Consider the following 26,779-nt stretch of genomic DNA (forward strand, 5'->3'; position numbering starts at 1 on the left):
TCAGTCGGGGTCGACCGGCACCGACACCATATTGCCGCTGACCGACGGTTTTTCAGGCCGCTTGACCACCGCGATCACCAGCCCGACCAGCGCCATCGCGCCCCCCGCAATCGATAGCGGCGCCCAGTGATACCCCTCGAACAGCGTCGACATACCCATCGCGACGATCGGGATCAGCACGCTCGACCATGCCGCCTGCCCCGGCCCCACGGCGCGAATGATGGTGAAATAGAGCGGGAAGGTCACCGCGCTGGCAACCACGCCGAGGTAGAGCAGGCCGCCGAGATAGACCGGGGTCGTCTCGATCACCGGCGGCCCGGTCGTGACCCACGCGAACACCGCGTCGCCGAGCGCGCCGAACAGCATCGCCCACGCGATCATCACCACCATCGACTGCGCGCGCGCGATGTCGGTGCCTTGCATCACGTTCGCGCTCGAGGCGCTGAGCACCCCGGCGAGGGTCAGCGCGGTGCCGATCAGCACCGCGTCTGCCCCCAGCGCCGCGGCGCGGTATTCGTGCACGATCATCAGGCCGACGCCGACGATCGCGATCGCGGCACCGGCGAGGAAACGGCCTTCGACCTTCGTCTTCAGGAACAGCCGCCCGAGCAGCGTATTGGGCACGATCAGCAGCGCGAACAGCACCGCGACCAGCCCCGAGGTGATATGTTGCTCGGCGCGATAGACGAAGTTGAAATTGAGCGCGAACTGCGCGAGGCCGAGCAGCGCGGCGAACCCCCAGCCGCGGCCCGACAGCGTCAGCTTGTCACGCCGCCACGCGGCATAGGCGAACATCGCCGCCGCGCCGACGAAGAAGCGATAGGCGACCGACCAGCTTGGCGGCACGACGCCCAACTGGCCGGTGATGACGATCCACGTCGATCCCCAGATCAGCGTGACGAACAGGAAGGGCAGCAGGACGCGCGGCGTCAGCAGGCCAGGTGCCGCGCTCACCGGGCCGCGCTCACAGCGCCGCGATCGCCGCCGCGAGCGGCGCGACCGCGCCTGCGTCCTGATCCCAGCTGACGACGAGGCGGGCGGCTCCGTCGCCCCAGTCATAAAAGTCATAACCCGCGCCGCGCAGCCGCGCCGCTTCGTCGGCGGTCAGCCGCACGAACAATTCGTTCGCCTCGACCGGATGCATCAGCCGGTCGCCGCACGCCGACGCCAGCGCGGCGGCGCCGGCATTGGCGGCGCGCGCATTCGCCAACCACAGATCGTCCTTCAGCATCGCGCGAATCTGCGCTGCGACGAAGCGGCCCTTGCTGAGCAGGTGGCCGCCGCGCTTCTTGAGTTCGCGCACCCCGGGGCCGCCGCTGCCGCCGAAAAAGACAATCGCCTCGGCCATCATCGCGCCATTCTTGGTAAACCCGAACGACAGCGCATCGACCCCGGCGCGCCACGTCACGTCGGCGGGGCTGCATCCGCGAAACGCCACCGCATTGGCGAAGCGCGCCCCATCCATGTGCAGCTTCAGTCCCTGCGTCTTCGCGATCTCGCTGATCGCCCCGACTTCATCGGGGCTCCACGACAGGCCATATTCGGTGGCGTTGGTGATGCTGATCGCCGCCGGCTGCACCTGATGGACATCGCCGCGAATGCCCGCGAGGCGGCGCTTCAAAGCATCGGCGTCGATCTTTGCGCCGCGGCCGGGCAGCGTCATCAGCTTCGCACCGCCCGAATAGAAGGCAGGAGCTCCGCATTCGTCGACCTCGATATGGGCTTCCTCGTAACAGAGGATGCCCTGCCAGGGGCGGACGAAATGGGCGAGGATGATGCTGTTCGCGGCGGTGCCGGTCGGGATCCACACCACCTCGCACTCGGTTTCGAACAGTGCCGAAAAAGCGGCGTCGAGCGACTGGCTCAGCGCGTCGCCATCATAGGCGGTATCGACCTGATTCGCGGCGACAAGGGCGTCCATCACCGCGGGATGCACCGTCGCGGCATTGTCGGAAAAGAAACGGGTCGCGGTCATGCGGCGCGCCTTAGCGCAGGTCGCGGCGCCATGCTAATGCTTCATGCCGACGGCGGTCCGCTCACCGGATCGGCGACCGGATCGGTGCCGCCCCCGCGCGCCATGCTTGCCCCGCCTGCAATGCCCAGGCCGCCCGCCATTCCCATACCGCCACCGCCTCCACCACCGCCGCCGCGTCCGCCGCCGCCGCGATCGCCGCCACCGCCCTTGCCACCGCCGCCGCCGGGCCGGGTCGGCCCCTGCAGCGGGATGGTGACGTCGGCGGGCACCGGATCGAGATCGAGCGCCTTGCGGATGAAATCGCGCAGCGCGACGACGAGCGCGTGGGTGTGGACCGGCCGTCCTTCGACGAGTTCCTGCGCCGCCTGGCTGGCGAGGCGCACCTGGTCCTCGGTGCCGAGCAGGATGATGTCGGACAGCGCCGCCTCGACCGCGTCGCGGATGCGTCGCGGCCGATCCGATTCGCCGGTATCGGCATCATCCCCGCCGGCAGCGCGCGACAGGTCGAGCGCCGGCCCGGCTTCGACCGTGGCAGCGGGGTCGGCCCCGGCCGGCGCGGTGGCACCACGGCGGCGCAGTTCGCGCAAATGGCGGGGGTCGACCATCAGGTCGCCGGTGAACGAACCGCCCAGCGTCTTGTAAGCGGCGATCAGCGTGCGCAGCCGCTCGTTGATCTGGCGGTTCATGCGCTCGCGTCGCTGCTGGATCGTCGTCATCACGATCAGCCGGATGCCGACGCCGATCAGCGTCACCAGCGCCAACCCGAGCAACGTGGTGCCGATGCTTTGCCAGGAAGAAAAATCGAACAGGCGCATCGTGGCGGCTCCCTTTCAAAGGACCCGTCTGCTTTGCCGCGTCGGCGGCAAAGAGGCCATCGTTTTCGGAATGTGTGCGGCTATCCCTCCGACGAGCGGTAGCGATAGATCCACTGGCCGAGCGATCGCGAACGCCGTACCATATACTGGCCCGGCAGGATTAGCCGCGTGCGCGCGCCGTGCCGCGTGAACATCACCCCGATGCGCGGCAGGATGATGGAGCAAGGCTGCCATTCATAGGCCGCCTGATCGATCGATTGATGTGCTTGCATAATGAACCACCCGCTGTCTGAACGGCAGCCTCTCCCGATGGTTGAGAGTATCTTACCATAATATGGCCATTCTGGTAGCAATATTACGCGACACAGTCATGACATCGGCGCGCAATTGCGCGACCGGGCGGCGCAGTTTTTCGTCGTTTTGGCGCGAATGCGCGCGCGCAAGCCGACGAGCCGATCGGCCCGATGCGGCCCGATCGTTAAAATGAACGGTAGACGTCGCGGCAAATCGGCCGCGAGTCGCGTCAGCGGTCGCGCTTGGCGAGCAGCTTCAGACGCAGCGCGTTGAGCTTGATGAACCCCGCCGCATCCTTCTGGTCATACGCGCCGGCGTCGTCCTCGAAGGTCACATGCCGCTCGCTGTACAGGCTGTTGGACGACTTGCGCCCGACGACGCTTGCATTGCCCTTGTAAAGCTTCAGCCGCACCGTGCCGCTGACCTTTTCCTGGCTGTGGTCGATCGCCGCCTGCAGCATCTCGCGCTCGGGCGCGAACCAGAAGCCGTTGTAGATGAGCTCGGCATATTTCGGCATCAGCTCGTCTTTGAGGTGCGCCGCGCCGCGGTCGAGGGTGATGCTTTCGATGCCGCGATGCGCGCGCGCGTAAATCTCGCCGCCCGGCGTCTCGTACATCCCGCGCGACTTCATGCCGACGAAGCGGTTTTCGACGAGGTCGAGGCGGCCGATGCCATGCTTGCGGCCCAGCTCGTTGAGCGCCGCGAGCAGGGTCGCGGGCGACATCGCTTCGCCGTTCAGCGCGACGCCGTCGCCGCGCTCGAAATCGACCGTGATATATTCGGGGGTGTCGGGGGCATCCTCGGGGTTTACGGTGCGCGAATAGACATAGTCGGGGGTCTCGTCCCACGGATTCTCAAGCACTTTGCCCTCGCTAGAGGTGTGGAGGAGATTGGCGTCGGTCGAGAACGGGCTTTCGCCGCGCTTGTCCTTGGGCACGGGGATCTGGTGCTTTTCGGCGAATTCGATCAGCGCGGTGCGGCTGGCGAGGTCCCATTCGCGCCACGGCGCGATCACCTTGATGTCGGGGTTGAGCGCATAGGCGCTGAGCTCGAACCTGACCTGGTCGTTGCCCTTGCCGGTCGCGCCGTGCGCCACCGCGTCGGCGCCGACCTCTTGGGCAATCTCGACCAGCCGCTTCGAGATCAGCGGCCGCGCGATCGAGGTGCCGAGCAGATAATCGCCCTCGTATCGCGCATTGGCGCGCATCATCGGAAAGACGAAATCGCGGACGAATTCTTCGCGCAGGTCGTCGATATAGATATGCTCGGGCCGGATCCCCATCAGTTCGGCCTTGGCGCGCGCCGGTTCGAGCTCCTCACCCTGCCCGAGGTCGGCGGTGAACGTCACCACCTCGCAGCCATAGGTGACCTGCAACCACTTCAGGATGACGCTGGTATCGAGACCGCCCGAATAGGCGAGGACGACGCGCTTGAAGGACTCGGACATAGGGGCACCTTTGGCGAGGGGAGTGACGCGGGCGCGGCTAGCAGGGCGCTGCGGCGGGTGCAACCGGCGCATGGCCACCGCGCCGCGCGGAGCGGTTTATTCGCTTGGCCGACCACGCCCACGGCGCTACGGTCGGACGATACTTTATTACGCCGAAAGGGATTTTTCATGCGCCTGACCCTTGCCCTCGCCAGCGCCGCCGCCGCGGTGATCGCCCTCGTCGCCCCCGCTTCGGCCGAAGAGGGCATGTGGACCTTCGACGCCGTTCCTGCCGAGGCGATCAAGGCGGCCTATGGCTGGGCGCCCGACCAGCAGTGGCTCGACCGCACCCGCGCCGCCGCGGTGCGGCTGACCGGCGGCTGTTCGGCGTCGTTCGTATCGCCCGACGGCCTGATCCTGACCAACCATCACTGTGTCGTTGGCTGTCTCCAGAATCTGTCGAGCGCCGACAGCGACCTTGTCGCGGGCGGTTTCAACGCCGCCGACCGCGCGCGCGAGATGAAATGCCCCGGCCAGCAAGCCGAAGTCGTCACCGCGATCAGCGACGTTACCGGCGACATCGGCAAGGCGATCGGGGCGCTGACCGGCGCGGCGCTGGTCAAAGCGCGCGACGCGCGCATCGCGGCAATCGAGGCGGAGGGCTGCACCGACCGCGTCAAAACGCGGTGCCAGGTCGTGACGCTGTTCGGCGGCGGCCAATACAAGCTGTACCAATACCGCAAATACAGCGACGTCCGCATCGCGTGGGCGCCCGAGTTTCAGGCTGCCTTCTTCGGCGGCGACCCCGACAATTTCAACTTCCCGCGCTATGCGATGGATGCCGCGTTCCTGCGCGCCTACGAAGATGGCAAGCCCGCCGCGACGCCGGCGCACCTCGCATGGAACCCGCGCGCGCCGAAGGACGGCGAGATCACCTTCGTTGTCGGCAACCCCGGCTCGACCCAGCGCCTGCTCACCGAAACCCAGCGCGCCTTCCAGCGCACCGAGCGGCTGCCGCTGACGTTGCTGCTGTTGTCCGAATATCGCGGGCGGTTGATCGCCAAGATGGAGGAAAGCCCGGAAAAGATGCGTGAAGGCGGCGACGACCTGTTCGGATACGAAAACAGCTTCAAGGCGCTGTCGGGCCAGTTCAGCGCGCTGAACGACCCCGCCTTCACCGCCAAGATGGCCGCCGACGAAGCCGACCTGCGCGCGCGCACCAAGGGCAATGCCGAAATCGGCGACCCCTGGGCCGAGATCGACACGGCGATGGCCGGACGCCGCGACACCTATCTCGACAGCGTCTTCCTTGAACGCGGCCCGGCCTCCTATTCGACGCTGGCGGGTTATGCGCAGACGCTGGTTCGCGCCGCTGCCGAACGCGGCAAGCCCAACGGCGAACGCCTGCCCGGCTTTACCGATTCGGCGCTACCGCTCACCGAAAAGCGTCTGACCGACGCGGTCCCGACCTATGGCTGGCTCGAGGAACTGGGCGTCGGTTTCTGGGCGAGCAAGGCGCGCGAATATCTCGGCACCGACAATGCGGATATTGCCGCGCTGCTCGGCAAGGAAAGCCCCGAGGCGCTGGCCGAGCGGCTGGTCACGGGCACCAAGCTGGCCGACCCCGCCTATCGCAAGCAATTGTGGGACGGCGGTGCGGCGGCGATCGCGGCGTCGGACGACCCGATGATCCGCTTCTTCGCCAAGCTCGACCCGCGTGCGCGCGAACTAAAGGCGGCTTATGACCGCGATTACGATGCACCTGTCACCGCGGCGCAGGCGCGGCTCGCAAAGGCGCGCTTCGCAGCCTATGGCGACAAGCTCTATCCCGACGCAACCTTCACGCTGCGCCTGTCCTATGGTCAGGTGAAGGGGTGGACCGAGCGCGGCAAGGCGGTGCCGACGACGACGGTGATGGGCGGCACCTACGACCGCGCGACCGGGCAATTACCCTACAAGCTGGCCGACGGTTTCGTGACGGCGAAAAGCCGGATCGACAAAAAGGGCGTCTATGATTTCGTCACCACCAACGACATCATCGGCGGCAATTCGGGGTCGCCGGTGATCGCGCGCGATGGCAGCGTCATCGGCACCGCCTTCGACGGCAACATCCATTCACTCGGCGGCAATTTCGGCTATGATGGCGCCTTGAACCGGACCGTGGCGGTGTCGACCGCCGCGATCCAGCAGGCGCTCGACGTGATCTGGCCAGCGCCCGCGCTGTCCGCCGAACTCAACGGCGGCAAGCGCCGGCGCTGAGGCGGAACGTCGCAGGACGGAGGGCGACATGGCCAAAGCCGGGCTGAAGACCAAGGCGACCGAGGTGTCGGTCGCCGACTTCATCGCCGCCGTCCCCGACGTCCGGCGGCGCGAGGAAGCGGCGGCGATCGACGCGATCCACCGCCGCGTCACCGGGCTCGATCCGCAGATGTGGGGACCGTCGATCATCGGCTATGGCAGCTACGACTATACCTATGACAGCGGCCGGTCGGGGACGATGTGCCGCGCCGGGTTCAGCCCGCGCAAGGCGGCGATGACGCTGTATCTGATGGGCAATTACTGCAACCGGCAGGACGACGCCGACGCGCTGTTCGCGCGGCTGGGCAAATACAAGACCGGCAAATCGTGCCTCTATATCAACAAGCTGGCCGACGTCGATCTGGACGTGCTCGAAAAGCTCGTCGCGCTCAGTTGGGACAGCATGAACGCATATTATCCCGACTAAATCCCCGCATACCATTCATAATTGATGCGGTCTTCCCAATAGCCGCCCTTGCCGGCGCCGATCCCGGCCAGGCTGGTGACCGCCTCGATCCCGGTGACATATTTGGCGTGCTTGTAGCCGAGCTGGCGTTCGATGCGCAGGCGCAGCGGCGCACCGTTGGCGATCGGCAGCACCGCGCCGTTCAGCGCCCACGCCATGATCGTCTGTGGGTGCCGCGCGTCGACCATGTCGCAGCTTTCGTAATAGAGCGCGTCGCCGATGCGGTCGGCGCAGCGAAAGACGATGTAGCGCGCGCTGTCGCGGACCCCGGCGGCGGCAAGGATGCGGCCGAGCGGGACGCCGGTCCATTCGCCGATCGCGCTCCACCCCTCGACGCAGTCGTGGCGGGTGATCTGGATGCGCTGCGGCATCGCGCGCAGGTCGGCGAGCGACAGCGACAGCGGCCGCGCGACGAGCCCGGTAACCTGCACCCGCCAATCGGCAAAGCCGCGGGCGGCGTGCGCGGCATAATCCGGCCCGGCGGGAAGCCGCGTGCCGTTGGCGCGAAAGACCGGCGACAGGTCGGCGCGGGTGAACTCGCGCGCCAGCGCGTCGCGATCGGTCAGCGCGCGCTGGCTCGCCTCGTTCATCGCCTCGCCCATCGACAAGATCTTGCGCACCGCGGGCGCGTCGTTGATCGCGTCGCACGCACCGAGCAGCGGCAGCGTCGCGACAAGGCCGCCGGCGCGCGCGATCAGCTGGCGGCGCGGGAGGAGAAGGTCGCTCATTTGTTTTTCTCCGGCGGCAGGCGGAACCAGCCGCTGATCATCGAGCGCACCTCGTTCACCGGCCCGGCGAGCAGCACCATCGCGATATGGACGAAGAAAAAGGCGACGAGCGCCCAGGCGACGATGAAGTGGATCGAACGCGCCGACTGGCGCCCGCCGAACAGGTCGAGCAGCCACGGCGCGGTCGCGTTGAACCCCGGCGACATGGTGAGGCCGGTCGCGATCATCAGCGGCAGCGCGACGAAGATCACCCCGATATACGACAGCTTCTGCAGGATATTGTAACGCGCCGCCGCCTCGCCGGTGGGAAAGCGCAGCCGCGCATGCTGCTTGATATCGTGCCAGAGATGCCGCGGTGACCATTCGCCGCGGCGGACGTGCAAGTCGCGTTTCAGATGCCCGCCGAACGCGGTCCACAGCATGTAGAGCGCCAGCCCGATCGACAGCACCCACGCGAAGAACAGGTGCCAGCGCCGCCCGTCGGCCAGATTGTAACTGGTGGGGATCGTCGCCCAGCCTGGAAAGGCCCAGGTCTTCTCCACGCCCTCCGCATTGGTCCAGCGCCCGAGCACCCCGGTCGTCTCGACCCGCAGCGACCCGATTTGTAGATAGCCGCTGTCGGGGGTCGACCCGATCACCAGCCACGCCGGATCGTTGTTCGCGCCATATTGACCCCAATAGAGGCGCGGATGGGCGTTGAAGATCATCAGCCCGCTCATCAGCAAAATGAGCAGCGTCGCCGCGTTCACCCAATGCCAGATGCGCGTCGGCAGCCGGTGGCGATAGACGCGCACCGGCACGGTTGCTGCGGCGGGAGCGGCGGGAGTTTCAGCTTCGGCCATGACTCCGGTTCGCTCCTTTCGGCACAAAGGTTACGCGACGACCTCCGCCGCATATTCGGCGCGATACTGGTTGCGCAGGCTGACCTTGTCGATCTTTTCGCTGCCAAGCTTGGGCAGTGCAGCGTTCGACATCCAGATCTTGCACGGGACCTTGAAGGGCGCTAGCCGCTGGCTGAGGAACGAGCACATCGCCTCGGCATCGAGGGTGCTGCCCGGCTGGACCCAGATCACCGCGCCGACCACTTCGCCGAGCCGTTCGTCGGGCAGGCCGAACACCGCACATTCGTTGACCTCGGCATGTTCGTAGATCGCCGCCTCGACCTCCTGGCAGCTGATATTCTCGCCGCCACGGATGATGATGTCCTTCTTGCGGTCGACGATGAACAGATAGCCGTCGGCGTCGAGATAACCGAGATCGCCGGTGCGGAAATAGCCATTGTCGAAGAAGGCAGCCTTGGTTGCCGCCTCATTGTTCCAATAGCCTTCGAAATTGGCGACCGAGCGGATGCACACTTCGCCGACGCTGCCCTGCGGCAGGTCGCCGCCATTGTCGTCGAGGATCGCGAGATCGACGAGCGGTTTCGACGCCGGGCCGGTCGACATCGGCTTTTCGAGGTAGTTTTCGTTGATGATGCCGCAGCCGACGGCGTTGGTTTCGGTGAGGCCGTAACCGAGCAACGGCTTGGCATCGCCCATTTCCTCGGACAGGCGCTTCACATGCTCGGGCGGGCGCGGCGCGCCCCCGCCGGCATAGCTCTTGCACGTCGACAGGTCGTAATTCTGGCGCTTGGGATGGGTGAGGATCTCATAGCTCATCAGCGGCACGCCGACGAAATAATTGCACTGCTCGTCCTGGATCAGCCGCATCGCCTCCTCGGCATTCCATTTCGGCATCAGGACCAGTTTGCGCCCGAGCGCGAAGCTCTGGAGAAACACCGGGATTTCGGCGGTGACGTGGAACAGCGGCGTGCAGACGAGCGTCGCGGGCTGGATGTCCGACATCAGCCCGTCCTGGGTCAGCAAATGGACGATGCTCGCGGTCTGGGTGACATAGTTGAAGATCGCCTGGACGACAGCCTGATGGCGCGAATAGGCGCCCTTCGACTGGCCGGTCGACCCTGAGGTGAACAGGATGGTGGCGAGGTCGTCGCCGGTGAGGACGGGAAGCGCGGTCTCGGCGCTACCGGCATCGGCGATCGGCGCGATCGCCTCGTCGATCGGCTTCAAAAGGTCTAGCGTGACCACCGTCGCGCCATGTTCGACCTCTTCGAGCCGCGCGGCGCGCTGGACGTCGGCGATCACCAGCTTCGTCTCGCTGTCGGCGATCCCCGCGGCGAGTTCGCCGCCCTGCCACCAGCCATTGAGCAGGGTAGCGCAGCCGCCCGCGAGCAGGATGCCGACATAGGTTACGCACCAGGCGTTGGCGTTGCGCATCGCGATGCCGACGCGGTCGCCGCGCTGCACCCCATGGCCGTCGATCAGGCCGGCCGCAACCTTGCGCGCGGCGAAATAGACCTGCTTGAAGCTCAGCCGCTCGTCGCCTTCGACCAGAAAGGTCGCATCGCCATGCTGCATCGCAAAATAGGCGACATAATCGGCCAGATTGGTCGGGGCATTGGTAATGAAGGGCAGCTGGCGGCCAAAGCGTTCGACGGATCCGACCGCGATCGGGCCGCCCGGCCCGGTGATCAGATTATACGCGGTTTCCAGGCGCAGATCGAGCGCGGATGGCATGGGGCATCTCTCCTCTTGGTCTCGCTTGCCTAACCCCCTATGGGGTAAGGCCTCACCTGGGGAAGGGTCCGAGACTTTATGTTTCTTTTTGCAACCTTAGCCGACACAACGCAATATCTCAACTTCCACGATCTGATGGGGACGAACAGCGAGGTCGCATTCAGCGTCTTCGGGCTGCCGATCCGTTGGTATGCGCTCGCCTATCTGGCCGGGATTTTCGTCGGTTACTGGTATCTGCTCAAGCTGATCGCGCAGCCGGGCGCGCCGATGGCGCGGCGCCATGCCGACGACATGATCTTCTACGCCATGCTCGGTATCATCCTCGGCGGCCGGCTCGGTTATGTGCTGTTCTACAACCTCGGCGCCTATCTGGCGCGGCCGCTCGACATCTTCAAATTGTGGGACGGCGGCATGTCGCTGCACGGCGGCGTCGTCGGGGTGCTGATCGCGATCTGGTACGTCACCCGCAAGGACAAGCTCAGCTTCCTGCGCTTTTGCGACTATGTCGCCTGCGTCGTCCCCTTCGGCCTGTTCTTCGGCCGGCTCGCCAATTTCGTGAATGGCGAACTGTGGGGCCGCGCGACCACGGTGCCGTGGGCGATCATTTTTCCCGACAGCGGCACGATGGATCCGCGCCACCCCAGCCAGCTTTACGAAGCGGGGCTGGAGGGGCTGGTGATGATGGCGATCCTCGCCTTTTTCTTCTGGCGCACCGACGCGCGCTACAAGCCCGGCTTTCTGTTCGGCATGGCGGCGATCATCTACGGCCTCAGCCGCTTCGCCGTCGAGTTCGTGCGCGAACCCGACGTCCAGCTCGGCACATTGTCGTGGGGACTGACGATGGGGCAGACGCTGACCCTCCCGATGCTTGTGGCGGGCATCTGGCTCGTCGCCACCGCCAAGGGACGCCGCCAGCGCGTCGAACCGATCGCGGGGGCCGACAGCATTGCCTGACGGGCGCCCCACGCCGGCGCAGTTGATGATCCAGATCGCCACGGCGCGCGCGATGACCGTCGCGGATTATATGGCCGCGGCGAACGGGCATTATTATGCGACGCGCGACCCGCTCGGCGCCGCGGGCGATTTCACCACCGCGCCCGAGATCAGCCAGATGTTCGGTGAACTGGTCGGGGTCTGGATCGCCGACCTGTGGCTGCGCGCGGGCAGTCCCGCCTTCGCCTATGTCGAGCTGGGCCCCGGCCGCGGCACCCTCGCCGCCGACGCCTTGCGCGCGATGGCGCGCTTCGGCTGCACCCCGGCGGGCGTCCACCTCGTCGAAACCAGCCCCGCGTTGCGCGCCGCGCAGTTGGCGCGGCTGCCGGGCGCGGTCCATCACGACGATATGGCGAGCGTGCCCGACGACGCCCCCGCGATCATCATCGCCAATGAATTTTTCGACGCGCTGCCGGTGCATCAATATGTGCGGGCCGCCGGCGGCTGGCGCGAGCGCATGGTCGAACGCCAGCAAGGGCGGCTGGTTGCGGTGCCCGGCGAGGTGCCCGCCGACGCCGCGATCGCGCCTGCCCTGGGGGGCTCGCCGCCCGGCACGATCGTCGAAACCGCGCCCGTCGCCGCCGCGGTGATGCAGGGCTGCGCCTTTCGCCTCGCGCGCTGTGGCGGTGCGATGCTGGTGATCGATTATGGCTATAGCGGCCCCGCCGCGGGCGACACGTTGCAGGCGGTCAAGGCGCATCGCTTTGCCGACCCCTTCGCCGATCCGGGCGAGGTCGATCTGACCGCGCACGTGGACTTTACCGCGCTGGCGGCGGCCTGCGGCGGCGCGGTGCGTGTCGCGGGGCCGGTGGGGCAAGGCCGCTGGCTGCGCCAGCTCGGCATCGACGCGCGGCTGACCGCGCTCGCCGCCGCTGCCCCCGACCGCACCGCCGACTTCGCGGCGCAGCGCGACCGGCTGGTCGAGGCCGATGCGATGGGCGCGCTGTTCAAGGTCATGGCGGTGAGCGCCCCGCACTGGCCCGACCCCGAAGGCTTTGGCGCAGGCGGAGAGGCCGCATGACGACGATAACCCCGGCGCACGACAGTGACGTCGGCGAACTGACCCTGTTCGCGAGCGAAAGCTTCACCCACACCTTCGGTCATATCTACGACCCCGCCGACCTCGCCGCCTTTCTGGCGGGATGGAACCCGCCCGAACGGCTGCGCGAGCAGATCGCCGATCCGGCGTGGGGGCTGGCGCTCGCCCGCAGCGAGGACGGCGCCATGGCGGGCTTCGTCAAGATGGGTCCGGTCGATTTCGACCTGCCCGCGGGCCAGCCGCGCGACGGCGCGACCGAGCTGCACCAGCTTTACGTCGGCGAAGCCGCCAAGGGGACCGGCATCGCCGCGGCGCTGATGGATTGGGGGATCGCATGGGCGCGCGAACGCGCCGCGATCCTGTATCTGTCCGTGTTCACCGAGAATCCGCGCGCGCAGGCCTTTTACCGCCGCTACGGCTTCGTCGACGTCGGGCGCAACGCCTTCCGCGTCGGCAACCATATCGACGAGGACCGCATCTTCAGGCTCGACCTGTGAGCGCACCGTTCACCGCCGCCGATACGCTCGCGGGCGTCCCGCACGGCTTTTTCGGGCGGCGGGGCGGCGTGTCGGCGGGCGAGCTTGCGTCGCTCAACTGCGGACTCGGCTCGGGCGACGATCCGGCGCTGATCGCCGAAAACCGGCGCCGCGTCGCCGATGCGGTGCTGCCGGGCGCCGCGCTTGCCGGGCTGTACCAGGTTCATGGCAGCCGCTGCGTCATCGTCGATGGCGACACCGACCTTGCCGGCCGGCCCGAGGCCGACGCGCTGGCGACGCGCACCCCCGGCATCCTGCTCGGCGTCCTGACCGCCGATTGTGTGCCGGTGCTGCTCGCCGACCGCGCGGCGGGGGTCGTCGGCGCCGCCCACGCGGGATGGAAAGGGGCGATCGCGGGAGTCACCGATGCGACGCTCGACGCGATGGAAAGCCTCGGCGCCCAGCGGGGCCGTATCGCCGCCGCAGTCGGGCCGTGCATCGCCCGCGCCTCCTATGAAGTCGACGATGGCTTCGTCCAACGCTTCATCGCCGACGATCCGGGGAACGAGCGATTCTTTGCCGCGGGCAAGCCCGGCCACGCGATGTTCGACATCGCCGCCTATGTCGCCGCGCGCCTCGCCGCAGCAGGGGTGGCGCGAATTGCCATCGGCGGGCAGGACACCTATGCCGAGCGCGACGATTATTTCAGCTATCGCCACGCCTGCCATCAGGGCGAGAACAGCTATGGCCGGCAAATGTCGGTGATCGGGCTTGCGGCGGACGAGGGGGACGGATGACACGCACGCGCCTGTTCGGGCTGATCGGCGGCCTGCTGACCTTCGTCGTCATGGTCGTGCTGCCCGCCCCGGCGGGCATGGAAACCACCGCCTGGCACGTTGCGGCGCTGACCGTGCTGATGGCGATCTGGTGGATGACCGAGGCGCTGCCGCTGACCGTCACCGCGCTGCTGCCGTTCCTGACTGTCCCCGCCTTCGGCATCATGGACGCCAATGCGATCGCGAAGGAATATTATTCGCCGATCCTGTTCCTCATCCTCGGCGGCGCCTTTCTCGCCCTCGCGATCGAGCGCGTCGGGTTGCACCGCCGCCTCGCGCTCGCACTGCTGAAGCGCGCCCCGCCGACCAGCACCGGGCTGCTGATCGCCTTCATGGGCGCCACCGCGCTGCTCAGCATGTTCATCTCGAACACCTCGACGACGCTGATCATGATCCCGATCGCGCTCGCCGTCGTGCGCGCCGGGGGCATCGGCGAGGGCGAAACGCACGGCTTTGCCGGCGCGGTGATGATGGGCATTGCCTTCGCCGCCTCGCTCGGCGGGCTCGGCACGCTCGTCGGCAGTCCAACCAACGCAATCGCCGCAGGTCTGATCGAAAAGGCGCTGGACCTGCGCATCTCGTTCCTCGACTGGGCGATCTATGGCGTCCCCGTCGTGCTGCTGTCGGTGCCGGTGGCGATGCTTACCCTGGCGCGCGTCCAGCGGCTCGCCGACCATCCGTTCGACGGGCGCGCCGCCGCGGCCGCGCTCGGCAACCAGGCGATCTGGTCGACCGCCGAACGCCGCGTCGTGCCGGTGTTCCTGCTCGTTCTTATCGCGTGGATCGCACAGCCGTGGCTCGAACCCTTCCTGCCGGCAGGCGCGCTCACCGACGGCACCATCGCGGTTGCGGGCAGCCTGCTCCTCTTCGTTCTGCCCGACGGCACCGGCCGCCCGCTGCTGGTGTGGAAAGAGGCCGACCGCGCGCCATGGGGGGTGATCATGATGTTCGGCGGCGGGCTCGCGCTCGCCGCGGCGATCACCGCGAGCGGGCTCGCCGCATGGCTCGGTGCGGTGCTCGCGCCGCTCGGCAGTATCCCGACGATCCTGCTCGCCGCGGTCATCGTCGCGCTGACGATCCTGATCACCGAATTTGCCAGCAATGTCGCAACCGCGAGCGGGATCATGCCCGTGCTCGCGGCGCTGATCGCCGCGACCGGGGTCGATCCGGTGCTGCTCGCGCTGCCCGTCGCGATGGCGGCGAGCTGGGGGTTCATGCTGCCGTCGGGAACCGGCCCCAACGCGCTGGCGTGGGCGACCGGCCATATCGCGCTGCCGCGGATGCTGAAGGCGGGGCTGGTGCTCGACATCCTCGGCGTACCGCTGTTGATCGGGGTGATCTGGGCCGTCGCGATGCTGGGGTGACGTTGTCCGCGAATGACGCTAGTTACGCCTGAAACCAAATTCGTTCAGGAGACTTCCCAATGCCCATCGACAATGCCGACCTTACCGGCACGACGCCGCGCCGCGCGCCGAAGAAGGACGTCACCGAAATCGGTGGGCGCGAACTGTCGCCGTCGACGCTGATGATGGGCTATGGTTACGACCCGATGCTGTCCGAAGGCTCGCTGAAGCCGCCGATTTTCCTGACCTCGACCTTCGCCTTCGAAAGCGCCGCAGCGGGCAAGCATCATTTCGAGGGGATCACCGGCAAGCGCCCCGGCGGCGCCGACGGGCTGGTCTATTCGCGCTTCAACGGCCCGAACCAGGAAATCCTCGAGGCGCGGCTCGGCGTCTGGGAAAAAGCCGAGGACGCGCTGGTCTTTTCCAGCGGCATGTCGGCGATCGCCACACTGCTGCTCGCCCATGTCAGCATGAAGGACGTGATCGTCCATTCGGGCCCGCTTTATGCAGCGACCGAGACGCTGATCGCGCGCATCCTGTCGCGCTTCGGCGCGACCTATGTCGATTTCCCCGCCGAAGCGTCACGCGAAGAGATGGACGCGATCCTCTCGCGCGCCGGCGAAATGGCGGCGGCGCAGGGCGGCAAGGTTGCGATGGTCTATCTCGAAAGCCCCGCCAACCCGACCAACGCGCTCGTCGATGTGCAGGCGATGCGCGCCGCGGTCGATGCCGCCTTTGCCGAAGATGCGCGGCCCCCGATCGCCATCGACAACACCTTCTTGGGACCTTTGTGGTCGAAGCCGCTCGCGCACGGCGCCGACATCGTCCTCTACAGCCTCACCAAATATGCCGGCGGCCACAGCGATCTGGTCGCGGGCGGCGTGCTCGGTTCGAAGCACTGGCTCGGCCCGATCCGCATGATGCGCAACACGATCGGCACGATCTGCGACCCGCACACCGCATGGATGCTGCTGCGGTCGATGGAAACCGTCGAATTGCGCATGAGCCGCGCGGGCGAGAATGCCGAAAAGGTCTGCGCCTTCCTGCAAAGCCATCCGAAGGTCGACGGGCTCGGCTATCTCGGTTTCCTGAAGGACGGCGCGCAAAAGGATATTTTCGACCGCCACTGCACCGGCGCCGGATCGACCTTCTCGCTGTTCATCAAGGGCGGCGAGGCGGAGAGCTTTCGCTTCCTCGACGCGCTCAAGATCGCCAAGCTCGCCGTCAGCCTCGGCGGCACCGAAACGCTCGCCAGCCATCCCGCGGCGATGACGCACCTATCGGTCCCCGACGCGCGCAAGGCGGCGCTGGGCATCACCGACAATCTGGTGCGCATCTCGATCGGCATCGAGGATGCCGACGATCTGATCGCCGACTTCGCGCAGGCGCTGGACGCGGTCTGAACACGGTATTGCGATGAGCGAAGCGACGCGGCAATCCAGAGTGGCGTCATCCGCTCTGGATTGCGTCGCTTCGCTCGCAATGACGACGGTTGAAACGCCTATTTCCGGCCCCGCCAGTCGACCACCGACCAGCCCATCGTCGGCGCCAGCTTTTTCAGCCCGCGCGACGGCGTCGTCGCGACCGCTTCGTCGGCGAAGCGCAGCATCGGATGGTCGGAGACATGGTCCGAATAAGCGCGGATGTGCGCAGCATCGCGGGTGATCGCGTTGGCGCTCAGCCATTCGTCGATGCGCGCGAACTTCGCCTCGCCGTAACAATTGTCGCCCGCCAGCCGCGCGTGCACATGGTCGGCGCCGTCGGGTTCGTCGAGCCGCGTCGCCAGCACGTCGTCCATCCCCAGCCGCCGCGCGATCGCATCGACATAGAGGTGGAACGACGCCGTCGCCAGCAGTAGCCGGTATCCCGCGGCGCGGTCAGCGGCGATCTGTTCGAGCGCCGCGGGGTGCAATCCGCGCGCGACGACCTTGTCGGCATAGCTTTCGGCGAGCGGCACGATTTCGGCACGGCGAAAGCGCCGGCCGACGAGCAGGCGCAGGTTGATCGCCTTCAACCGCGCGCGGTCGATCAGGCGCAGCGCATAGGCCAGGCTGGCAAGCCCGACGAGCGGCAGCAGCAGCAACCGCCATTGCTGGCGCCGTCCGGCGACGTGCATCAGGAAGCCGCTGTAAGTCCCTGATCGGGTTATCGTCCGGTCCATGTCATACATCGCGACGCGATGCGCATAGTCGATCGTCGGCGCGGCGGGCGGGGTTTCCATTCACCTGTCATAGAAGCCCGCTCGCCGCGGGCCAAGTGGCGGGATTCGCTTGCCGTCATCGGGCAAATAATACAATGTCGCCCGCAGGATGGTGGCCCGGGCGGATTTCGAACAAGTTGACGGCGCCGATGGCGCCGATGTCCGTTTCACCGGACGGCTGACGCTTGCCCGGCTTGGCGATTTGCCGGCGCGTCTCGACGCGCTGGGGCCGATCGGCACGCTCGACCTGTCGGCGGTCGAGCGCATCGACACCGTTGGCGCGTGGATCGTGACCCGTACCGTGCGCGATCATGGCGCGAAAGTGACCGGCGCCAGCCCCGAAGCACAGCGCCTGCTCGACGCGCTGGCAGAGGACAAGAGCGACTACCGCGTCCACCGCGACCGCCGCCCGCCATGGGCGCGAATGCTGGAACAGGTCGGCACCGCGACTGTCGCGGTCTGGCACGAACTACTTGGTATCGTCGGATTTTTCGGGTCGATGCTGATGGCGCTGGGCACGCAGTTGCGCGCCCGCCGGAGGCTGCGCTGGCATGCGATCGTGACGCGTTTCCAGACCGTCGGGGTCGATGCTTTGCCGATCATCGGCCTGATGACCTTCCTGATCGGCATCGTCGTTGCCCAGCAGGGTGCAGTCCAGCTCCGTCAGTTCGGGCTCGAAGTGTTCACGATCAACCTCGTCGGTCGGTCCTCGGTGCGCGAGCTGGGGCTGCTGATGACCGCGATCATGGTCGCGGGGCGGTCGGGCAGCGCCTTTGCCGCGCAGATCGGCACGATGAAGCTGACCGAGGAAATCGACGCGATGCGCACGATCGGCGTGTCGCCGATGGAGGCGATCGTGCTGCCGCGCGTCGCCGCCGCGACGCTGCTGATGCCGCTGCTCGGCTTTTACGCCAGCCTGTGCGCGATTGCCGGTGGCGGGGTGTTCTGCTGGATCGGGCTCGATATCCCGCCGCTTACCTATATCCAGATGCTGCGCGACATCATCCCGATGACCGATTTCTGGGCGATGCTGATCAAGGCGCCGGTGTTCGGGGTGCTGATCGGCGTCACCGGCTGTTACGAAGGGATGCAGGTGCGCCAGAATGCCGAGGAAGTCGGCAAGCGCACGACATCGGCGGTCGTCGCCGCGATCTTCCTCGTCATCGTGCTCGATGCGATGTTCGCGGTCTTCTTTTCGTCGATCGGATGGAATTGATGAGCGACGAGATCGACGAACAGCTGGAGGAAGAACTCGCCGCCGCCGACGCGGTCCGCCCCGAAGAGTTCGATCATGCGATCTGCGTGCGCGGGCTGGTCAACCAGTTCGGCGACGATGTGATCCACGACGGGCTCGACCTCGACGTGCGGTCGGGCGAGATTCTGGGCGTCGTCGGCGGCTCGGGCACCGGCAAATCGGTGCTCATGCGCTCGATCATCGGCTTGCAGACCCCGTCTGCGGGCGAGATCGAAGTGTATGGCAAGACATTGGACGCCATCGCCGACGAAGAGGAATCGCGCGACCTGCGCCGCCGCTGGGGCGTGATGTTCCAGGGCGGGGCGCTGTTCTCGACGCTGAGCGTGGCTGAAAATATCCAGGTTCCGCTGCGCGAATATTATCCGCGCACCGACCAGAAGCTGCTCGACGAAATCGCCGCCTACAAGGTCGCGATGGTCGGGCTGCCTCCCGACGCCGGACCCAAATATCCCGCCGAGCTGTCGGGCGGCATGGTCAAGCGCGCAGGGCTAGCGCGGGCGCTGTCGCTCGACCCTGCGCTGCTGTTTCTCGACGAGCCGACCGCGGGGCTCGATCCGATCGGCGCCGCCAAATTCGACGAGCTGATCCGCGAGCTGGCCGACACGATGGGGCTGACCGTCTTCCTGATCACCCATGACCTCGATTCGCTTTACGCGACCTGCGACCGCGTCGCGGTGCTGGCCGAGAAAAAGGTGATCGCGATCGGCACCATCCCCGAACTGCTTGCCACCGAGCATCCGTGGATACAGGATTATTTCAACGGGCCACGCGGCCGCGCCGCCGCGGGCGGGAACCAAACCGCGAAGCGGTCATAGGAACAGCTGATGGAAACACGTTCGAACAATGTACTCGTCGGCGCCTTCGTCCTGCTTTTCACGGCGGCGCTCGCCTTTTTCATCGTCTGGCTCGCCAACGACAGCGGAGGCACCAAGCGCGAATATGATATTTTCTTCAAACAGTCGGTCGACGGGCTGAACAAGGGCGCCGCGGTGCAATTTTCCGGCGTTCCCGCCGGGCAGGTGCGCGAAATCGCGCTGTGGCCCGACGATCCGCAGTTCGTGCGCGTCCGCATCGAGGTGAACGAGGGCGTCCCGGTGCTGCAAGGCACCACCGCCGCGCTCGAAGGCGTCGGCTTCACCGGTGTGTCGCAAATCGCGCTCGACGGTGCGGTCAAGGGCGCGCCGCCGATCAGTGACAAGGGCCCGGCCGGCATGCCGGTCATTCCGACCCGCGTCGGCGGCCTCGGCGAACTGCTCAACACCGCGCCGCAGTTGCTCCAGCGCCTCTCCACGCTCTCCGAACGCCTCGCCGAACTCGCCGACGACGAGAATCAGGCGAGCATCCGCGGCATATTGAAGAACGTCGAACAATCGACCGCGATTCTCGCGCGCAACGGCCCCGCGATCGAACGCGCGCTCGCCGACACGCGCATCGCCATCCAGCAGACCGGGGTCGCTGCCGAGCAGATCGGCAGCCTCGCTGCCGCGACGCAGGGCACGATCGACCGCAATGTCGATCCGGCGATGGCCAATCTGCGCAATACGCTGGCGTCGGCGAACGAATCGATGAAGACGCTCGAAGGCGCGATCGCCGATGCCCGGCCGGGCCTCCAAACCTTCAGCCAGACGACGATCCCCGAAGCCAATGCGCTGATCCGCGACCTTCGCCGCACGTCATCGTCGCTGTCGAGCCTGACCGACAAACTCGACCAGCAGGGCGCCGGCGCCGTCATCGGCGGCAGCAAGCTTCCCGACTACAAGCCATGAGGAATTCGACCATGTTGCGCCGCCTCCGTGCCCCGATGCTCGCTGTCGCCAGCCTGGCGATGCTGTCCGCCTGCGTCAGTTTCGGCGCCAAGCCGCCGCCGTTCCTGCTCACGCTCGACGCCGACGCGGCACCCGCCGCGGGCGCGGCGCGCACCGCGACCGAGGCGCAGGCACTGACCATATTGATCCCCACCGCACCGCAAAAACTGCGCACGATGCGCATCCCGGTTCAGGCGGATAATGCCAGCGTCGCTTATGTTGAGGACGCGCAATGGGTCGAGGCGCCGCAGCGCCTGTTCCAGCGCCTGCTCAGCGAAACCGTCGCCGCGCGCACCAATCGCGTCGTGCTCGACGAGGGGCAATATCTGACCGCGCCGGGCGAACAGCTCGCGGGTCAGTTAATGGAATTCGGCGTCGATGCCGCCACCGGCGAAGCCGTTGTTGTTTACGAAGCGATGCTGGTCAACGCCGGGGGCAAGAGCGTGACCCAACGCCGCTTCGAAGCGCGCGAGAGCATCGGCGCCGCAGTCGAGGCCAAGCCAGTGGGCGAAGCGCTGACACGCGCGGCGAACCGGGTGGCGGGCGAAGTGGCGGGCTGGCTTGCCGGCTGATACGCTGGCGTCCTCCGCCGTTACCGCCGCTCGATCGCGTAGTCGATCCTGATCCTGACCCAGGCCCCCACCATCGAGCGCCCGCCGATGCGCGGCGGGCGCACCCTGAACGCCCAAGCCGCAGCGAGCACAGCACGGTTCATCTGCGATCCGCTCGGATATTCGTCCAGCCCGACGCAATCCTCGACCCGATAATCGGGCGCGGTGCGGCAGGCGATCAGGCCCCAGCCCGGCCCGCTGGCGGTGGACAAATAACCGCGCAATTCATCGTCACGCGGCTCGCGATACCAGGCCGCGGCATAAAGCGGTTCGCCATTGGGCGCCGTGCCGACGCGTTCAGTGTCGCGGGAGGCGGACCCACGGGTATTGGGCGGCCCGTAAACCGCGCCGCCGGGCGGGCGAACGCCGATCCGCGGGGTTGCCGGCGCGGGCTCGCTCGGCGTGGGCGGGCTCGGCGTGGACCTTGGCTGCGTGACGATCGGGGGCAGCACCGGCGCCGGCGCGGGCGGCGGTGCTTCGGTCTGGGGCTGCGGAACCGCCGGCTCGCTTTCTTCGGCACGGATCGGCGCGGGCGCGGGTTCCGCTATCTCCGCCGCTTCGATGCTCACCACATTGACCCGCTCCTCACGAAGCTCGGGGGGTGGGTCCACCCCGAACGAGAGCAGCATAAGCAGCAGCACCGCCGGGATGAGCACAGCGAGCCCGATGGCAAGCGCGCGGCGGCCCGCCCCGATGCTGAGCTGTTCGACGCTGGGAGGGGCTGGAACGGTGTTCAGCTGAGCAATCTTTGGTGGCGGCGTCCGCTGGTCAAGGCGCCGGGGCTACATGCGCGGGCGATAGGGAGGAGCGGGCGTCATGACAAGCTTGCCCGCCATCGCGTCGCCGCACGGACCGTCTTCATCCGAGCAGGCTCTTCGACGCCTGTTCGGTGACATCGCGCGACAGCCCCGGCTGCGCCAATATCCGCTCCAGCTCGCCACGCATCATCGCGGCGCGGTCGTCGTCGAAGCGCTTCCAGCGACCGAAGGGCGGGATCATCCGCGCCGCGGTTTGCGGATTCTTCGGATCGAGCGCGATGACGAGGTCGGCGATCAACCGGTAGCCCGCGCCGTCGGCCTGATGGAACGCCGCCTGATTGCCCGTCAACGCGCCATAGAGCGCGCGGACGCGGTTGGGATTGGCGAGCGTGAAATCGGGATGCGCCGCCAGCGCCCGCACCGCATCCACGGTGTCTGGACGCAGCGACCAGGCCTGCACCTGGAACCATTTGTCGAGCACCAGCGGGTTGTCGCGATAGCGCTGGTAGAAGATGTCGAGCGCATGCGAGCGTTCGTCGCTGTCGCCGTGCGCCAGCGTCGCAAGCGCCGCCTGACGTTCGGTCATGCCGTCGGCGGCCGAAAATACCCCGAACGCCAGCGCCGCCACGTCGGGAGCGCCGGTCGCGGCGAGATAGGCGAGCGCGACGCCGCGAAGGCGGCGGCGACCCTTGGCGTCCGGCGACAGGTCGGCCGCCGGCGGCGCGGCGCCCGAGAGGATGGCGCGCCATTCGTCCGCCAGCGCCGCGCCGATCGCCGCCTGCAATGCGAGCCGTTCGCGCCGGATCGCGTCGGGATCGACGGTAACCATCTGGTCGCCGATGAACGCCTCGCTCGGCAACAGCACCGCCTCGGCGACGAAGGCAGGGTCCGCGCCGCCGGCGGCGAGCGTCCCGGCGACCGCCTCTATCACCGCCTGCGTTTCGGCGGCCTCACCCGACACCGCCGTCACCAATGCGTCGAGCATCAGCTGTTGCAGCGCTTCGTAACGCGCAAAAGGATCGTCATCGTGCGCCGCGAGCCAGGCGAGTTCGCCCGGCGCGCGCGCATAATCGACGATCACCGGCGCCGAAAAGCCGCGGTTGACCGACAGCGCCGGGCGCGACGCGAATGCACCGAGCGGCACCCGCTGCATCGCCCCGGTCAGCGTCACCAGCGTGTCGGGCAGTGCGGCACGGCTGCCTTCCATCGCGAACGCGGCGAGGCGCAGCGGCATCATCATCGGTGCCTTGTCAGGCTGGCCGGGGGTTGCCGGCACCGCCTGCGCGATGTCGAGGAACCAGTCACCGCGCTCTTGGGTGAGGGCCAGCTGAAGCTTCGGCGTCCCCGCCTGTTCATACCAGCGGCGAAACTGCGTCAGGTCGATGTCGCCGCCGTCCTCCATCGCGCGGACGAAATTCTCACAGGTCGCGGCCTCGCCGTCGTGGCGATCGAAATAGAGGTCGGTGCCCGCCCGAAACCGCTTTGGCCCCAGCAAGGTCGCCAGCATACGAATGATTTCGGCGCCCTTGTTATAGACCGTCGCGGTATAGAAGTTACTGATTTCCTGATAGCTATCGGGGCGGATCGGGTGCGCAAGCGGCCCGGCATCCTCCGGGAACTGCGCTGCGCGCAGAAGGCGAACGTCCTCAATCCGCTTTACCGCCAGCGACCCCATGTCGGCCGAGAAACACTGATCGCGATAGACGGTGAAGCCTTCCTTCAGGCTCAGCTGGAACCAGTCGCGGCAGGTGACGCGGTTGCCCGACCAGTTGTGGAAATATTCGTGCGCGACCACGCCCTGCACTCCGTCATAATCCGTGTCGGTCGCGGTGTCGGGGTCGGCGAGGATGTAGCGGGTGTTGAAGACGTTCAGCCCCTTATTCTCCATCGCCCCCATGTTAAAGTCGCTGACCGCGACGATGTTGAACAGGTCGAGATCATATTCGCGGCCATAGACGCGCTCGTCCCACGCCATGCTGTCCTTGAGCGCCTGCATCGCGTGGCCGGTGCGCCCCTCGTCGCCCGCGCGCACCCAGATGCCGAGTTCGACCCGGCGCCCCGACATCGTCGTGAAGCTGTCTTTGTTGGCGACCAGATCGCCCGCCACGAGCGCGAACAGGTAGGAAGGTTTTGGCCACGGATCTTCCCACAGCGCCCAATGCTGGCCGTCCTTACCCTCGCCTTGCGCGACGCAATTTCCGTTCGACAGCAGGATCGGGAAGGCGGTCTTGTCGCCCTCCATCCTGACCGTGTAGCGGCTCAGCACGTCGGGGCGATCGGGGTGGAAGGTAATGCGCCGGAAGCCCTCCGCCTCGCATTGCGTGCACAGCATGCCGTTCGAGGCATAGAGCCCCATCAGCTGGGTGTTGGCCGCGGGATCGATCATCGTATCGACCTCGACCGTCGCCGCGGTCCGCTCGCCCAGGTCGACGATCAGGTCGGCGCCGTCCATGCGCCAGTCGTTCCACACCGCGCCGTCGACACGCACCTCCTGCGCCGCGATGCCGTCGCCGCGCAGGACCAGCGGCACCGGCGACGCCGCATGGCGCTCGACCGCCAGCGCCGCGCGCACCTTCGTCGCGCCGAGGTCGAGCGCGAAATTGAGCGCGATGTCGGGCACCTGCCAGTCGGGCGGGCGATAGTCGCCGCGGTGGATGGTGACGGGGATGGCGGGGGTGGAAGAGGCGTCGGTCATGCACGAGGGTCTAGGCGCGGGGCACGAAGCGCGCAATAAGGTGCAGCGATGGGCCGGATGCTGATCTTTGGAATGGGCTATGCGGCGAGCCACCTCGCCGACCGGCTGCGGGCGCGCGGCTGGGAGGTGATCGGCACGACGCGCGACGGGCGCGGCGACAGCATCGCCTTTGCCGACGAGACCGCGGTGCTGATCGCGCTGCGCGACGCCACCCACATATTATCTTCGGTCCCGCCCGCCGACGGCGCCGACCCGGTGCTGATGCGGCACGGCGAGGCGGTCGCGCTCGCCCCGGCGCGCTGGGTCGGCTACCTCTCCTCGACCGGCGTCTATGGCGACGCGGGCGGCGCGTGGGTCGACGAAAGCGCGCGCGTGCACGGCCGCCGCGCCGACCGCAACGCCGCCGACGCGGCATGGGCGGCGCTGCGCGGCGATGTGCGGATATTCCGCCTGCCGGGCATCTACGGCCCCGGCCGCAGCATATTGGACCGCATCCGCGAAGGCCGCGCGCATCGCATCGACCTGCCCGAACAGGTCTTCAGCCGCGTCCATGTCGACGACATCGCAGGCGGCGTGATTGCGTCGTTCGCGGGACCGCCCGGCGTCTATAATCTCGCCGACGACGAACCGTGCCACCAGAACCGGCTGGTCGAATGGGGCTGCGCGATGCTGGGGGCGCCATTGCCGTCGCTACAGACGCTGGACGAGGCGGGCCTGTCGCCGGCGGCGCGCGCCTTTTATGCCGAGAATCGCCGCGTCGCGAACGGCCGGGCCAAACGGCTGCTCGGCTGGCCGCCGCGCTACCCGACATACCGCGAGGGTCTTGCCGCCTGCGGTTAAGAGATCGGGGATTAGATCAGCACATCCACCGTGTGGATTGCCACCCCCACCAGCCCGCCGACCAGCGTGCCGTTGATGCGAATATATTGCAGATCGTCGCCGACGGCACTTTCCAGCCGGTCGGAGATCGTCTTGGCGTCCCAGCCCCGGATCGTGTCCGACACCAGTTTCAGCGCGGTTTCGCCATAGCTGTCGACCATGCCGACCACCGCCCGGCGTGCGTAGCGGTTGAGCGTGCGCTTGATATGCGCGTCCTCGCCCAGCATCGCGCCGAACTGGGTGAACAGCTCGCCGATCCGCCCCGCCAGCATCGTTTCGGGGTCGCGTGCCGCCTTCAGCAGCGCGCTGCGGCCCTGTTCCCACAAGCCGTCGAGCCAGCGCTTGACCGCCTTGTTTTCGAGCAGCTCGTCGCGGACCTTGGCGACCTTGGCCTGCACCTCGGGGTCATGCTGGAGGTCGAGCGCCATCTTGGCGAGCCCTTCCTCGACCCGGATACGCAGCGGGTGCGTCTCGTCGACCGCCATTTCGCTGAGCAGCTTCGACAGCCCCGCGACGATGCGGTTCGAAATGCTCTCGTCGAGCCCGGTGAAGCGGACGATGGCGTTGCTGTTGTCGTGCACCATCTGGTGGATCAGATGCTCGTTGAGTTCGAGCGTCTTCGATCCCCACTTGACCATCGCGTCGAGCAAGGGCTGGTGCCGGCCCTCGGCCAACGCCGCCTGCAACGCCTGGCCGAGCAGGGGCGCGACGTCGAGCTCGCGCAGCCGGTCGGCAATCGCCGATTTGACCATCCCGCCCAGCCGCTGCTGGTCGAGCGCGCCGAGCGCGTCGGCGATGATCCGCGAGGCGCCGAGCTTGAGCCGGCCGCCGCCCTCGGCGGGCTGCGACAGGAAGGCACCGACCGCGCCCGCGACGTCGAGCGTCTGCATCTTGCGCGCGATCAGCCGCGGCAGCAGGAAATTGGTGAGCAGGAAGCGCGCCAGCGTGTCGCCGATCCGGTTCTTGTTGCGCGGGACGATGGCGGTGTGCGGGATCGGCAACCCCATCGGATGGCGGAACAGCGCGGTGACCGCGAACCAGTCGGCGAGCCCGCCGACCATCCCCGCCTCGGCGAAGGCGCGGACGAATCCGACCGCGGGATGGACGTCCTGATAATATTTGGCGCCGACGAAGATCATCGCCATGACCACCAGCATCCCGGTGGCGACGACGCGGATGTTCAACCCGCCGGTCGGAACGGCGACGCCCACCCCCAGGTTAATTTCGGGAGGGTGAGCGCGCCTGTTTTCGGTATCCGGTGAAACGCTGTCGGTCATGCCAGTTCAAATGGCGTCACGGCGCAAAGGTTGC

Annotated in this window: 25 protein-coding genes; 13 read left to right on the forward strand and 12 right to left on the reverse strand. The window is 67.2% G+C overall.

The window, feature by feature from the left end:
* The 5 genes from HEQ22_RS11825 to HEQ22_RS11845 all read right to left on the reverse strand — a co-directional run bounded on the left by HEQ22_RS11825 (position 1) and on the right by HEQ22_RS11845 (position 4,531).
* Positions 1-954, reverse strand: coding sequence for a DMT family transporter (locus tag HEQ22_RS11825; RefSeq protein ID WP_432768097.1), 954 nt, complete (start codon positions 952-954; stop codon positions 1-3).
* A 10-nt stretch (positions 955-964) separates the two neighbouring features.
* Entirely contained in the window at positions 965-1,975 is a 1,011-nt protein-coding gene (locus tag HEQ22_RS11830; protein ID WP_432768098.1) for a threonine aldolase family protein, read from the reverse strand.
* A 41-nt stretch (positions 1,976-2,016) separates the two neighbouring features.
* Positions 2,017-2,790 (reverse strand): hypothetical protein, encoded by a 774-nt coding sequence (locus HEQ22_RS11835; RefSeq protein ID WP_432768099.1) that lies wholly within the window; start codon positions 2,788-2,790, stop codon positions 2,017-2,019.
* Between the two features lie 80 nt (positions 2,791-2,870).
* Positions 2,871-3,062: a hypothetical protein gene (locus HEQ22_RS11840; protein ID WP_432768100.1), complete on the reverse strand. Its 192-nt coding sequence runs from the start codon at positions 3,060-3,062 to the stop codon at positions 2,871-2,873.
* A gap of 251 nt (positions 3,063-3,313) precedes the next feature.
* Complete coding sequence (locus HEQ22_RS11845) at positions 3,314-4,531, reverse strand: argininosuccinate synthase (protein ID WP_432768101.1); 1,218 nt, start codon at positions 4,529-4,531, stop codon at positions 3,314-3,316.
* Positions 4,532-4,699: 168 nt separating this feature from the next.
* Here HEQ22_RS11845 and HEQ22_RS11850 point away from each other — a divergent pair, with 168 nt between their 5' ends.
* Both HEQ22_RS11850 and HEQ22_RS11855 read left to right on the forward strand, forming a co-directional pair.
* Positions 4,700-6,769 (forward strand): S46 family peptidase, encoded by a 2,070-nt coding sequence (locus HEQ22_RS11850; protein WP_432768102.1) that lies wholly within the window; start codon positions 4,700-4,702, stop codon positions 6,767-6,769.
* 28 nt (positions 6,770-6,797) lie between these two features.
* Positions 6,798-7,235: a DUF1801 domain-containing protein gene (locus tag HEQ22_RS11855; protein ID WP_432768103.1), complete on the forward strand. Its 438-nt coding sequence runs from the start codon at positions 6,798-6,800 to the stop codon at positions 7,233-7,235.
* On the opposite strand, the gene HEQ22_RS11860 is transcribed toward HEQ22_RS11855, so the two are convergent.
* From HEQ22_RS11860 to HEQ22_RS11870, 3 genes are read right to left on the reverse strand one after another with little or no spacing between them, the layout of a single operon-like run.
* Complete coding sequence (locus tag HEQ22_RS11860; protein ID WP_432768104.1) at positions 7,232-8,002, reverse strand: molybdopterin-binding protein; 771 nt, start codon at positions 8,000-8,002, stop codon at positions 7,232-7,234. The genes HEQ22_RS11855 and HEQ22_RS11860 overlap by 4 nt on opposite strands.
* Complete coding sequence (locus tag HEQ22_RS11865; RefSeq protein WP_432768105.1) at positions 7,999-8,844, reverse strand: cytochrome b/b6 domain-containing protein; 846 nt, start codon at positions 8,842-8,844, stop codon at positions 7,999-8,001. Before HEQ22_RS11865 ends, HEQ22_RS11860 begins: the two co-directional genes overlap by 4 nt.
* 30 nt (positions 8,845-8,874) lie before the next feature.
* Complete coding sequence (locus tag HEQ22_RS11870) at positions 8,875-10,578, reverse strand: class I adenylate-forming enzyme family protein (RefSeq protein WP_432768106.1); 1,704 nt, start codon at positions 10,576-10,578, stop codon at positions 8,875-8,877.
* 78 nt (positions 10,579-10,656) lie between these two features.
* On the opposite strand from HEQ22_RS11870, the gene lgt reads away from it, so the two are divergent.
* The 6 genes from lgt to HEQ22_RS11900 are packed head-to-tail and all read left to right on the forward strand — an operon-like array spanning position 10,657 to position 16,668.
* Positions 10,657-11,532 carry a prolipoprotein diacylglyceryl transferase gene (lgt, locus tag HEQ22_RS11875; RefSeq protein WP_432768107.1) on the forward strand — a complete coding sequence of 292 codons (876 nt, stop codon included), beginning with the start codon at positions 10,657-10,659 and terminating at the stop codon, positions 11,530-11,532.
* A 25-nt stretch (positions 11,533-11,557) separates the two neighbouring features.
* Positions 11,558-12,592 (forward strand): class I SAM-dependent methyltransferase, encoded by a 1,035-nt coding sequence (locus tag HEQ22_RS11880; protein WP_432768108.1) that lies wholly within the window; start codon positions 11,558-11,560, stop codon positions 12,590-12,592.
* The gene (locus tag HEQ22_RS11885; protein ID WP_432768109.1) at positions 12,589-13,107 is read left to right on the forward strand and encodes a GNAT family N-acetyltransferase; all 519 of its coding nucleotides are present in this window, start codon (positions 12,589-12,591) and stop codon (positions 13,105-13,107) included. The genes HEQ22_RS11880 and HEQ22_RS11885 overlap by 4 nt, the downstream gene beginning before the upstream one ends.
* The gene (pgeF, locus tag HEQ22_RS11890) at positions 13,104-13,883 is read left to right on the forward strand and encodes a peptidoglycan editing factor PgeF (protein ID WP_432768110.1); all 780 of its coding nucleotides are present in this window, start codon (positions 13,104-13,106) and stop codon (positions 13,881-13,883) included. Before HEQ22_RS11885 ends, pgeF begins: the two co-directional genes overlap by 4 nt.
* Positions 13,880-15,286 (forward strand): SLC13 family permease, encoded by a 1,407-nt coding sequence (locus HEQ22_RS11895; RefSeq protein WP_432768111.1) that lies wholly within the window; start codon positions 13,880-13,882, stop codon positions 15,284-15,286. The genes pgeF and HEQ22_RS11895 overlap by 4 nt, the downstream gene beginning before the upstream one ends.
* Before the next feature lie 59 nt (positions 15,287-15,345).
* On the forward strand, positions 15,346-16,668 hold the full coding sequence (locus HEQ22_RS11900; protein ID WP_432768112.1) for a cystathionine gamma-synthase family protein: 1,323 nt from the start codon (positions 15,346-15,348) through the stop codon (positions 16,666-16,668).
* A gap of 98 nt (positions 16,669-16,766) precedes the next feature.
* Here the strand turns inward: HEQ22_RS11900 and HEQ22_RS11905 are convergent, their stop codons facing one another.
* Complete coding sequence (locus HEQ22_RS11905) at positions 16,767-17,486, reverse strand: HAD family hydrolase (protein ID WP_432768113.1); 720 nt, start codon at positions 17,484-17,486, stop codon at positions 16,767-16,769.
* A gap of 88 nt (positions 17,487-17,574) precedes the next feature.
* Here HEQ22_RS11905 and HEQ22_RS11910 point away from each other — a divergent pair, with 88 nt between their 5' ends.
* From HEQ22_RS11910 to HEQ22_RS11925, 4 genes are read left to right on the forward strand one after another with little or no spacing between them, the layout of a single operon-like run.
* Positions 17,575-18,681: an ABC transporter permease gene (locus tag HEQ22_RS11910; protein ID WP_432768114.1), complete on the forward strand. Its 1,107-nt coding sequence runs from the start codon at positions 17,575-17,577 to the stop codon at positions 18,679-18,681.
* Positions 18,681-19,535: an ABC transporter ATP-binding protein gene (locus tag HEQ22_RS11915; protein ID WP_432768115.1), complete on the forward strand. Its 855-nt coding sequence runs from the start codon at positions 18,681-18,683 to the stop codon at positions 19,533-19,535. Before HEQ22_RS11910 ends, HEQ22_RS11915 begins: the two co-directional genes overlap by 1 nt.
* Before the next feature lie 9 nt (positions 19,536-19,544).
* Positions 19,545-20,486: an MlaD family protein gene (locus HEQ22_RS11920; RefSeq protein WP_432768116.1), complete on the forward strand. Its 942-nt coding sequence runs from the start codon at positions 19,545-19,547 to the stop codon at positions 20,484-20,486.
* Positions 20,487-20,497: 11 nt separating this feature from the next.
* Positions 20,498-21,097: an ABC-type transport auxiliary lipoprotein family protein gene (locus HEQ22_RS11925; RefSeq protein WP_432768117.1), complete on the forward strand. Its 600-nt coding sequence runs from the start codon at positions 20,498-20,500 to the stop codon at positions 21,095-21,097.
* Between the two features lie 20 nt (positions 21,098-21,117).
* On the opposite strand, the gene HEQ22_RS11930 is transcribed toward HEQ22_RS11925, so the two are convergent.
* Together HEQ22_RS11930 and pepN are read right to left on the reverse strand one after the other, a co-directional pair.
* Positions 21,118-21,792, reverse strand: coding sequence for a hypothetical protein (locus tag HEQ22_RS11930; RefSeq protein WP_432768118.1), 675 nt, complete (start codon positions 21,790-21,792; stop codon positions 21,118-21,120).
* 202 nt (positions 21,793-21,994) lie between these two features.
* On the reverse strand, positions 21,995-24,589 hold the full coding sequence (gene pepN, locus HEQ22_RS11935) for an aminopeptidase N (RefSeq protein ID WP_432768119.1): 2,595 nt from the start codon (positions 24,587-24,589) through the stop codon (positions 21,995-21,997).
* A 48-nt stretch (positions 24,590-24,637) separates the two neighbouring features.
* On the opposite strand from pepN, the gene HEQ22_RS11940 reads away from it, so the two are divergent.
* A complete protein-coding gene (locus HEQ22_RS11940) occupies positions 24,638-25,429 on the forward strand; it encodes an SDR family NAD(P)-dependent oxidoreductase (RefSeq protein ID WP_432768120.1) in 792 nt (263 codons plus the stop codon).
* A gap of 11 nt (positions 25,430-25,440) precedes the next feature.
* On the opposite strand, the gene HEQ22_RS11945 is transcribed toward HEQ22_RS11940, so the two are convergent.
* A complete protein-coding gene (locus HEQ22_RS11945) occupies positions 25,441-26,625 on the reverse strand; it encodes a DUF445 domain-containing protein (RefSeq protein ID WP_432770866.1) in 1,185 nt (394 codons plus the stop codon).
* Between the last annotated feature and the right edge of the window lie 154 nt (positions 26,626-26,779).

This window comes from Sphingopyxis sp., assembly GCF_050916055.1.
Lineage (GTDB): Bacteria > Pseudomonadota > Alphaproteobacteria > Sphingomonadales > Sphingomonadaceae > Sphingopyxis.